Origin of the sequence: Bradyrhizobium sp. (genome assembly GCF_049512235.1) — a bacterium.
Classification (GTDB): domain Bacteria; phylum Pseudomonadota; class Alphaproteobacteria; order Rhizobiales; family Xanthobacteraceae; genus Bradyrhizobium.
In genome coordinates this window covers 1-10,046 of sequence record NZ_JBEKXH010000319.1, presented here as the reverse complement: position 1 = coordinate 10,046, position 10,046 = coordinate 1, and the positions used below count along the sequence as shown (strand labels likewise).

At 62.4% G+C, this 10,046-nt stretch carries 11 protein-coding genes; 3 read left to right on the top strand and 8 right to left on the bottom strand.

All coding sequences use genetic code 11. The features are described from left to right. Positions 1–6: 6 nt before the first annotated feature. Positions 7–273, bottom strand: coding sequence for a transposase (locus ABSG20_RS24700; RefSeq protein WP_423867120.1), 267 nt, complete (start codon positions 271–273; stop codon positions 7–9). 460 nt (positions 274–733) lie between these two features. Between ABSG20_RS24700 and ABSG20_RS24695 the strand changes: the two genes are divergently transcribed. Further along, positions 734–1,573, top strand: a complete 840-nt coding sequence (locus ABSG20_RS24695) for a type IV toxin-antitoxin system AbiEi family antitoxin domain-containing protein (RefSeq protein WP_423867119.1) — start codon at positions 734–736, stop codon at positions 1,571–1,573. 4 nt (positions 1,574–1,577) lie between these two features. After that, complete coding sequence (locus ABSG20_RS24690) at positions 1,578–2,468, top strand: nucleotidyl transferase AbiEii/AbiGii toxin family protein (protein ID WP_423867118.1); 891 nt, start codon at positions 1,578–1,580, stop codon at positions 2,466–2,468. Positions 2,469–2,678: 210 nt separating this feature from the next. On the opposite strand, the gene ABSG20_RS24685 is transcribed toward ABSG20_RS24690, so the two are convergent. The 7 genes from ABSG20_RS24685 to ABSG20_RS24655 form a co-directional block, all read right to left on the bottom strand. Continuing rightward, entirely contained in the window at positions 2,679–3,557 is an 879-nt protein-coding gene (locus ABSG20_RS24685; RefSeq protein WP_423867117.1) for a GNAT family N-acetyltransferase, read from the bottom strand. Positions 3,558–3,738: 181 nt separating this feature from the next. Further along, positions 3,739–4,857, bottom strand: a complete 1,119-nt coding sequence (locus tag ABSG20_RS24680) for a cobalamin-independent methionine synthase II family protein (RefSeq protein ID WP_423867116.1) — start codon at positions 4,855–4,857, stop codon at positions 3,739–3,741. A 4-nt stretch (positions 4,858–4,861) separates the two neighbouring features. Continuing rightward, positions 4,862–5,593: an ABC transporter ATP-binding protein gene (locus tag ABSG20_RS24675; protein ID WP_423867115.1), complete on the bottom strand. Its 732-nt coding sequence runs from the start codon at positions 5,591–5,593 to the stop codon at positions 4,862–4,864. Continuing rightward, positions 5,586–6,338 carry an ABC transporter ATP-binding protein gene (locus ABSG20_RS24670; RefSeq protein WP_423867114.1) on the bottom strand — a complete coding sequence of 251 codons (753 nt, stop codon included), beginning with the start codon at positions 6,336–6,338 and terminating at the stop codon, positions 5,586–5,588. The genes ABSG20_RS24675 and ABSG20_RS24670 overlap by 8 nt, the downstream gene beginning before the upstream one ends. Then, a complete protein-coding gene (locus ABSG20_RS24665; protein WP_423867113.1) occupies positions 6,335–7,366 on the bottom strand; it encodes a branched-chain amino acid ABC transporter permease in 1,032 nt (343 codons plus the stop codon). Before ABSG20_RS24665 ends, ABSG20_RS24670 begins: the two co-directional genes overlap by 4 nt. Before the next feature lie 10 nt (positions 7,367–7,376). Then, on the bottom strand, positions 7,377–8,246 hold the full coding sequence (locus ABSG20_RS24660; protein ID WP_423867112.1) for a branched-chain amino acid ABC transporter permease: 870 nt from the start codon (positions 8,244–8,246) through the stop codon (positions 7,377–7,379). Continuing rightward, positions 8,243–9,376 carry an ABC transporter substrate-binding protein gene (locus ABSG20_RS24655; RefSeq protein WP_423867121.1) on the bottom strand — a complete coding sequence of 378 codons (1,134 nt, stop codon included), beginning with the start codon at positions 9,374–9,376 and terminating at the stop codon, positions 8,243–8,245. Before ABSG20_RS24655 ends, ABSG20_RS24660 begins: the two co-directional genes overlap by 4 nt. 397 nt (positions 9,377–9,773) lie before the next feature. Here ABSG20_RS24655 and ABSG20_RS24650 point away from each other — a divergent pair. Continuing rightward, a partial coding sequence (locus tag ABSG20_RS24650) for a hypothetical protein (RefSeq protein WP_423867111.1) occupies positions 9,774–10,046 on the top strand: 273 nt, incomplete at its 3' end.

Sequence of the window (10,046 nt, the reverse complement as noted above, 5' to 3'; positions counted from 1 at the left end):
CTCATTCTATGCACATTGATCGTGCGGTGCGATCAGATCGCTCGCCTTGCCTTCAGCGTTGATCCGGTAACTCGACCACCGGTATTGCCGGGGATGGCTCGCCATGCCGGCGCGGTGGGGATTGAGCTCGATATAGCGATAGCGGGCGAGCACGTAGCGTTCCGACTGGGCGAGGCAGGAGCGGAAGCGCCCTTCCCATAGCATGCCGCCGCGCCGGTAGGTCCGGTTCACGTGCTGGACATAGCGCTGCCCCAGATGCTTCAATACCCGCATTATAGCGCGAGGAACGATTCCAGATGCCAACGGAGCCGCGCGCAGAGTAGACTCACTGGTCGCACTATTAGTCTTCGTCGCGTCGATAAAATTTCCGCTTTGGCAGTTTGTTGAAGTCCACCTTCGGGCGGCGTTTCCCGCCAAGTGCAAGCCATTGCCTGTGCCGTTTCGACGTTGCGCGGAACGACAGACGCATATGCTGCGAGACTAGGTTCAGGCATTTGCGGGCCTCAGTTCGACCGAAGCCGATCTGCGGGGACCCGGACGACCGCCCCATCGGGTCCGGGTGGCGACGCCGGATTTCTGCCCAGGGGAAGCACGTGGGGGATCCGGATTGATATTTATGTAAAATTTGCCCTTATAGGTCAAAAATGATGTATAAACCAATCACTGCATTGACAGGAGCGGCTGCGTTAGATTATTTTGTACGACAAAATAGCCTACAGAGGGCTAGACTGTCATGAATTCTACTCTACGCACGCTGGGACCGGCTGAAACCCGTGTCGTGCTGTCCTTCCTGGAACAGGGACGGAATGTCGTCGAGGCCGGCGACATCATCGGGCTGCTGCATTCCGAACAGACCGGCCGCAAAGTCATCCGGAATCTACTCCGCAAGGGCTGGCTCACGCGCCTTATCGGCGGACGTTACATGCTGATGCCGCCCGAGCGCGGGGCGGAAAGCATGGGCGAAAACAATCCGCTGGCCGTCGCCGCCGCCGTCGTCGAAGACTCCTATGTCGGATGGTGGTCGGCCGCCGCGTTCCACAGTTTCACCACGCAGATGCCCGCGACCGTCTTCGTGGCCGTCAAGCGGCAGACCAGGGCCCGCACCGTCGAGGACACGGAAATCAGGTTCGTGACGATTCCTGCCCGCAAGTTCTTCGGCGCAAAATCCTACACTGTCTACGGCCGCGCCGTGACCATCTCCGACCCCGAAAAGACCGTGATCGATTGCACCGATCGCCCGGATCTCGCCGGCGGACCCATGGAACTGACGCGCATCGTCTACGCCGCCATGGTGGACATCGATCAGGCCAAGCTTGTCGACGCCGCCTTGCAGATGCAATCCACCTCGCTGCTGCAACGTCTCGGCTTCCTGACCGATCTCGTCGAACGACCTTTGCATGACGAATGGCGCACCCGGCTGCGGATGGCGATCCCGAAAAGCACCCGCTCGACCTTTGGCCGGCCCGAGCGCAGGGATGACGATATCGGTTATATCGCCGATTGGGGCCTGTTCGTCCACGCGCGGCGAAGCGATCTCTTGTCCGAGGTCCCGCGCATCAGGAAAGCAGGATAACGCCGTGCTGACCATCGAACAAATCCGCAAGGTCGCGCAGCAGTCGGGCGCCAGGGATATCGGCAAGGTCGAAACCGACATCATTCTGACCTTCCTGCTTCAGCGCTTTCACGAGAAGGGCATCACAGACCATGTCGCCTTCAAAGGCGGCTCGATGCTGCGCAAGATGATCTTCGGCCCGCGCGGCCGCTACTCGACCGATCTCGATTTCACCCGACGGAGCGACGTCAGCGATGGAGACATCATGGAGATGATGCTGGACGCGCTCAGTCAACCCTATCACGATCTGTCCTTCCGCTTCGATCGCGACAAGGACTGGTACTTCACCGACAAAAGTCTCGCCGCCAACCCTGTCTGCGTGCATGCCGGCAACGAGCGGGGTGTCAAGGTCAAGCTGGAGGTCAGCCTGCGGGAAAAGCCGGTTCTTCCGGTCCGCGCGCTGCCGCAACTCACCCAGGACTATTTCAAGCTGCTGCAATTCAAGCCCGCGGACATCCCGTCGCTCGCCCATGAAGAAGTCCTGTCCGAAAAGGTGAGGGCTGCTTCGCAGCGATCGAAGATCCGCGACCTCCACGACCTCTCCGAAGTTGCAGGCCGGGAATTTGACCGCGGCCTGTTGCGATCGCTGGTGGTGGTCAAGCTATGGGAGAGTGATCAGGACAATCTCGACTATGCGAAGTTCGTGGCCCAGGTCGAGAACGGTAAGGATTACGATCTGAACGAGCTTACCAATCTGCTCCGCAGGGATCAGCGCCCGAATCTGAACGACATGATCCGGCGCGTCAAGGACGGCTTCCGTTTTCTCGATCAGCTCACCGACCTGGAGCGGAAAATCACGCACGATAAAAAGCGCTCCATGAAGAACCGACCTGGAGCGGAAAATCACGCACGATAAAAAGCGCTCCATGAAGAATGAGGTTGCGCAGCTCAAGGCAGAAGCGCTCAAGCGCGCCGGCTAAGCCGAACCCATCCGGTGCCCGATCAGAGCGGGCCTGTTGACGACTCCAGCGAGACCTGAGCCGAGCAGCTTATTCTACTCTAATTCCACTATGACCCCTTTTTCTTCTTTCCGGTCGAGGCCAGGGATTATCCCGCGGCGAGGTTACTACGTCTGGGCCAAGTCCGGAAACCGGATGGGCTCCTCGACCTCCAAAGCCGCGCCCCGCGCAAAAAGCGGCGAGCCGCCATCGTCCAGGGATTGGCTCTCTGCGTTTGGCCACCAGGCTTCTGGATCGAAACCAAATTCGAGCGTCCGTACCGGTTTTGCGCAGACATGGGGTAAGGCACCCGTCAACCCAAAGGGCCGTGTCGCAAGCAGGTCTTCAATCAGCAGTCGATCGCCATCCTGTTGCACGATCACAACCGCCCCAAATGAATCCAGTCTGAAGGCTATTCGCGGCTGACGCGTCAGATGAAACAGCAAGGTCGGATAGTAGTCGCGCGCGCTAAAGCCCCGGCCGATAGCACCGGCTCTAGCGCAATGATCGGCCAACCACGCGCGGTCGGTTGGGCTTGCGAGGTCCAGGCGTGGGGCAAGCGTGCCCGCGGGATGCACACCGATATGCCCGAAGAAGCTACTTTGCGCGAACCTGCGAAAGCCGAACCGTGGATAAAAGTTGAGCACGCTCGAATTCGCAAACAGAATAACCGGCTGATCTGGCGCATCGAGATCACCCAGAACCTTGTCCATTAGCAGCCGCGCAAGCCCGCGGTTGCGGTGGTCGGCATGCGTTGCTACTGCGCCGAGCTGGTAGCCGTTGCGCTCCTTGCCATTGATCACATACCGCATGGACTGCCGGCCCACCGTGCTGACGACATGGTCGTCGACGACCACCGCAAAGACGTCGTATCCATCGACCCAGCCACCCCGCGCGCCCCAAGCGGAAAACGTGCGGCCGCCCTCAAAGTTCGATGCGACGAAACCAAAGAAGCGATCGTGCCAAGCGCGATCAGAATGACGAATTAAGCGGAAGTCAGTGTTCATTGTCGAGTACAGTGGTCGTTTGGGCAAAGCCAACGGACCCCGCGAACGCGCAGGGAGATGGCGTGCCCATCATCTTTTCGCATCCGAAACGGTGGGTACGGCGCAAAGGGCACCTTTGTTTGCCTACCTTGTGAACTACGACCGAAGCCATGGTCTGCTCGTACGGGCAAGACGCCCTGCCCTACTTCCCCCACACCTCGCTTGCGACATCGACCGCGAGCTTGAGCTTGGCCCATTGCTCTTCCTCGGTCAGGATGTTGCCCTCTTCGGTGGAAGCAAAACCGCATTGCGGCGACAGCGCGAGCTGCTCCAGCGGGGCGTATCTGGAGGCTTCCTCCAGCCGCCGCTTGATGTCGTCTTTATTCTCCAGCGTCCCGCTCTTCGAGGTGATGACGCCGACCACTACGATCTTGTTGCCCCTCGGCAAGAACCGCAGCGGCTCGAAGCCTCCGGCGCGCTCGGAATCATATTCGAGGAAATAGCCGTCATAGTTGGTGCCGGCCAGCATGATTTCGGCCACCGGTTCGTAGCCGCCGGAGGAAATCCAGGTCGAGCGGAAATTGCCGCGGCAGACATGGGTCGTGATCGTCATGTCGGCCGGCCGCCCGGCGATCGCATAGTTGATGACGCGGGCGTAGATTTCCTGCAGGCCATCCGGGTTGTCGCCGCGCTCGCGCGCCTTCTTCAATTCGTCCTGCGAGCAGAGATAGGCCCACACGGTGTCGTCGAACTGCAGATAGCGGCAGCCGGCGTCGTAAAAGGCCTTGACGGCCTTGCGGTAGGTCTTGCCGAGATCCTCGAAGAACGGGCCGAGATCGGGATAGACCTGCTTTGCGATCGACTTGCGGCCACCGCGGAAATGCAGCACCGCCGGCGAGGGAATCGTCATCTTCGGCATGACATGGGCGATCTCGCAATGTTTCTTCAGGAAGCGGAAGTGATCGAGCATCGGATGATGCTCGGGGAAGTCGAGCTTGCCGATCACCCGCACGGCGTCATGCCGGGTCTCGACGCCAGCGAACTGGATGCCCTCGGTCGGATGGAACAGCTCGCAGCCGGCGAGATCCTTGAGAAAGTCAAAATGCCACCACGAGCGGCGGAATTCGCCGTCGGTCGCAAGCCTGAGGCCGATCGAGGCCTGCTTGTGCACGACCTTTTCGACCTCGATGTCCTCGATCCCACGCAGATCGTCGGCCGAGATCTCGCCCTGCTCCAGCCTGGCGCGCGCCTCCTTGATGCGCGGCGGCCGCAACAGGCTGCCGACCTCGTCGGCGCGGAATGGAGCTTTTGTTCTGTGCATGGTTTTACTTCCTCAGGGATTTCTGCGCCGCGGCCCCGGCGACGCCAAGATAGCGTTCCAGCGCCGCGGGATCGGCCTTCAACGCGGCACTGGCCGCCTCGTGAGCGATCGCGCCGCGCTCCAATATCACGACGCGGTCGGCCAGCCCCAGAATCTTCTGGGCATTCTGTTCGACAATGATCGAACACATGCCGCCGGCGCGGGTAATGGTGCCAAGCGCCGCCAGCAGTTCCTCGACAATGATCGGGGCCAGTCCCTCGGTCGGCTCGTCCAGCAACAACACCCTGGGATTGAGCGTCAGCGCGCGGCCGATCGCCAGCATCTGCTGTTCGCCGCCGGAGAGCTGGTTGCCCATATTGTTGCGCCGTTCCTTCAGCCGCGGAAACATCCGGTAGACCTCTGCCACGGTCCAGGGTCCGGGCTGCGCCACCGCGGTCATGTTTTCTTCCACCGTCAGCGAGCGGAAGATGTTGCGCTCCTGCGGCACCCAGCCGATGCCCGCCCGCGCCCGCTGGTCCGGCCGCAGCGGCGTGATATCCAGCCCGCCCAGGCTGATGCAGCCGCCGAACCGCCGGGTGATCCCGACAATGGAATTGATCAGCGTGGTCTTGCCGGTGCCGTTGCGGCCGAGCAGCGCCAGCACCTGGCTTTCCGGCAGGCGCAGCGACGTATCGGGCAATACCACCGCCTCGCCATAGCCGGCGCGCAGGCTTTCGATGGCGAGCAAATCAGACATCGGCGGCCTCGCCGAGATAGACCGCCTTGACCCTGGCATCGCGCGCCACCGCCTCCGGCGGCCCTTCGACCAGCAGCGCGCCGTTGACCAGCACCGAAATGCGGTCGGCAAAACTGAAGACCAGGTCCATGTCGTGTTCGATCAAAAGCACGGTGACGTCGCGCGGCAAGGCGGCGACCGCGGCAAGGATATCGTGACGCTCGCTCTCGGGCACGCCGGCCGCGGGCTCGTCGAGCAGCAGAACCCGGGGCTTGGCGGCAATCGCGACCGCGATCTCCAGCAGGCGCTGCTTGCCGTAGGGCAAGGTCGCGGTCCGTTCGTTCATCACGTCGAGCAGATGGAAGCGCGCCAGATTTTCGGCGATCTCGGCGTTGACGTCGTCGCGCGTGCCCATCCGGCGCCACCAGTCGGCGCCGCCGCCAAGCCGTTCCGACACCACGAGCCCGATGGTCTCCAGCGGCGTCAGATCCGCATAGAGCTGGTTGATCTGAAAGGTTCGCGACAGCCCGCGCAGCACCCGCTGGTGCACCGGCAGGCCGGTGATGTCGTCGCCTTGCAGCAGGATGCGCCCGGCATTGGGCTTGCGGACGCCGGTGAGCAGATCGATCACGGTGGTCTTGCCGGCGCCGTTCGGGCCGATCAGAGCGTGACGCGCCCCTAGCGGGATCCGCAGCGAAAGATCGCGCGTTACCCTGAGCCCGCCATAGTGCTTTTCCAGCCCGATGGTTTCCAGCGCCGGCGTCATGGCGCATCGCTTTCGGGAACGGCAACCACGGCCTTGCGTCCGCCGAGCAGCCCGATGATCAGGTTCGGCGCCCACAGCGCCCAGCGATGCAGGCGCTGGCGGCCGACCAGCACGATCACGACCAGCACGAGACCGATCCAGAACTGCCAGTATTGCGGCGTCAGCGTCGAAAATACTTCCTGCAGCAGGCGAAACACCACCGCGCCGATCAGTCCGCCGTAGAGATAGCCGGTGCCGCCGATCACCAGCACCAGCATCAGGTCGGCGGAACGCTCGAAGGAAAACACGTCGAGCGAGGCCAAGGCCGTGGTCTGGGTGAACAGCGCGCCGGCGACGCCGGCATAGAAGGCCGCGAGCGTGTAGACCGCGATCAGCCGCCGGTTGACGGGGATACCGATGGCGGCTGCGCGCAGCGGGTTGTTCCGGATCGCGCGCAACGACAGGCCGAATGGCGAGTGCACGATCCGCCGCGCCAGCAGGAACAGCACGAACAGCACGGAAAGCGAGTAGAAGAATCCGACCTTGCCGAACATGTCGAAGCCGAACAGGCCGAGGATCGGTTGCATTTCGATGCCCTGCAGGCCGTCGGTACCGCCGGTAATGTCGGAAAAGCGCTCCGCCAGCGCCTCCAGCAACAGCGCGATCCCGAGCGTCACCATCAGGCGAGTAAGGTCGGCGCCCCTGATCACGAGGAAGCTCGTGACAAAGCCCAGCGCCATGGCAACAAGGCCGGACAAGACCAGCGCCACGACCGGCTCGGTGACGAGGCCATGCAACGCCAGCAGCCCGGCGCCATAGGCGCCGACGCCGAAGAAAGCGGCGTGGCCGAGCGACACGATTCCGGCGTAGCCGAGAATCAAATCGAGCGACAGCGCAAACAGCGCCAGCCGCACCACTTCCGTCATGATCAGGTAGCGGGAAGGAAACAAGAGCGCGCAGGCCAGCGCCAGAATCCAGCACGCGGCCTCGCTCCAGTGCCAGCGCCCGTGCTGCCTGGCGTGATATCCGACCTCGGCCGGCGCGGTCATGGCGCTCTGCTCAACGGGCATTGGTACGGCCGAACAGTCCGTTTGGACGCCAGATCAGGATCACGATCATGAGGGTGTAGATCACGAACGGGCCGAGCTTGGGAACGTAGTATTTGCCGGCGACGTCGGCGATGCCGAGCATCAGCGAGGCCAGGAACGGCCCGGTGATGCTGGAGGAGCCGCCGACGGTCACCACGATCAGAAAGTAGATCATGAATTTCAGCGGAAAATACGGATCGAGCCCGAGGATCTCGGCGCTCAGCGCGCCGCCGAGGCCGGCCAGGCCGCAGCCGAACGCGAACGTCAATGCGAACACCCTGGGCACGTTGATGCCGAGGCCGATGGCGGCGCGCGGGTCGTCCACCGCCGCCCGCAGCCGGCTGCCGAAACGCGTGCGCGCCAGCACCAGCTGCAAGCCCGCGGTCAATAATCCGCAGATCACGATGATCATCAGCCGGTAGCGGCCGATGCCGACGCCGAAGAAATCGATCTGGCCTTCGAGCGCGGCCGGAATCTTGATGAAAACCCGCGACGATCCCATGACGTAGTCGACCGCCGCCACCGACATGAAGACCAGGCCGATGCTGAACAGCACCTGGTCGAGATGGCTGCGGCTGTAGAGATGACGGTAGAGCGCGCGTTCGAACACCGCCCCGATCAGGGCGCTCGCAACAAACGCCAGCGGCAGCGCGGCAAAGAACGGCCAGCCGGATTGATTGACCAGAACCGCACAGACATATCCCCCCGTCATCGCAAAGGCGCCGTGGGCCAGATTGACAAAATTCATCAGTCCGAGCGTCACCGCCAATCCGCAGGCAAGCACGAACAGCAGCATGCCGTAGGCGACGCCGTCGAACAGGTTGGTGAACAGGGAGGTCACTTTTTGGTCTTGCCGGGGTCCTTGACGGCCTCGAAGGTCGCAAATTCGACGTTGTAGAGTTCGCCGTCGACCTTCTCGACCTTGCGGATATAGATGTTCTGCACGATGTCGCGGGTTTCCGGGTCGATCGAGACCGGGCCGCGCGGGCTTTCCCACTTCATCCCCTTCATGGCTTCGATCAGCGCATCGCCATCGGTCTTGCCGCCGGTCTTTTCCAGCGCGGCATAGATCAGATGCATGCCGTCATAGCCGCTGACCGCCATGAAGCCCGGACGCGCGTTGAAAGCCTTCTCGTAGGCGGCGACGAATTCCTTGTTCATCGCCGATGGATGCGCGGCGGAATACAGATGCGCGGTGACGGTGCCGAGCACGGCGTCGCCCATGCCGTTCAAGAGATCATCGTCCGTGACGTCGCCGGGGCCGATCACCTTGATGCCGGATTTGTCGAGCCCGCGCTCGGCATATTGCTTCATGAAATTGCCGCCCTGGCCGGCCGGAACGAACACGAACATGGCGTCGGGCTTGGCATCCTTCATGCGCTGCAGGAACGGGGCGAAGTCGGGATTGGCGAGGGGAACCTTGACCTCCTCGACGATCTCGCCGCCGCCGGCCACGAAGTGCTGCTTGAAGAAATTCAGCGCGTCGTTACCGGGAGCGTAGTCGGAGGTCAGGGTCGCGACCTTCTTGATGCCGTTCTTGACCGCCCAGTCGCCGATGATGGTCGAGGACTGCGCGAGGGTAAAACTGGTGCGGACGATATAGGGCGATCGCTCGGTGATGATCGAGGTGCCCGCGGCCATCACGATTTCCGGAATCTTGGCCTGCGTCGCCAGCGGCGCCGCCGCCAGCGCCGCCGGCGTGACGCCGAAGCCGGCGATGAAATTGACCTTGTCGTTGACGATCAGCTCCTGCGCGAGGCGCTTGGTATTGTCCGGAAGGGCGGCGTCGTCCTTGAGGATGACCTCGATCTTCTTGCCGGCGACGGTGTCGCCATGCTGCTGCATGTAGAGCTTGACCGCATTGTCGATCTGCTTGCCGGTCGAGGCCTGGCCGCCGGTCATCGGCACGATCAGGCCGATCTTCACGCTCTCCTGCGCCTGCGCCGGCGCCAGGGCAACCGAGCCTGCCATGACAAACCCGGCCGCGGCCTGCGACAATATCCTCGTGCAAATCAACATCAACGCTCCTCCCTGGTCGAATTCGTGCCTCGAACCGAGTCCCCGGCCCTTGCCGCACCATAAACCATTAATTTTCAGCCTTGTATCGGCGCGGCATGGCGTCCCACGCGCGCGGCGATGTCAATCACGACGAAGGGCGCGGTGAGCCGGCCGGTCGATTCCGTCGGCATCCATTCGATTATGGTGTCTAAATACCATGAGCTTCCACAATTAGCCAATTTTATCCTTTTAGGCTTTATCTTCGCGATCCTGGCGCCACTGACGCGGTTGCGCCGGTTCGGCACACCGCTCGATCCATCGGGCGAACCGGCGCGTCATTTCAATTGGGTAAGGCTGGCACGCTCTGAAGATGCTCCTCAACAGTCGCCATCTCGTCCTGCTGCTGACGGTTGCGCTCCCGGCGTGCAGCCTGAGCGGGTGCGGAACCATCAATGAGAAGCTCGCCGATGGATTAGGCGATTATATTCCGCAATGGCTCGGCGGCCTGCCGGCCGACGCACCACCGCGGCCCGGCACAGCCAAATACGACGAGTTCATGCGGGAACGGGAAAGGAAGCGGCTGCAGCCTGCGCCTGCGCAGTCAGATACCGCTAAATCCGATCCGTCGGCGCTCGATCCGGTG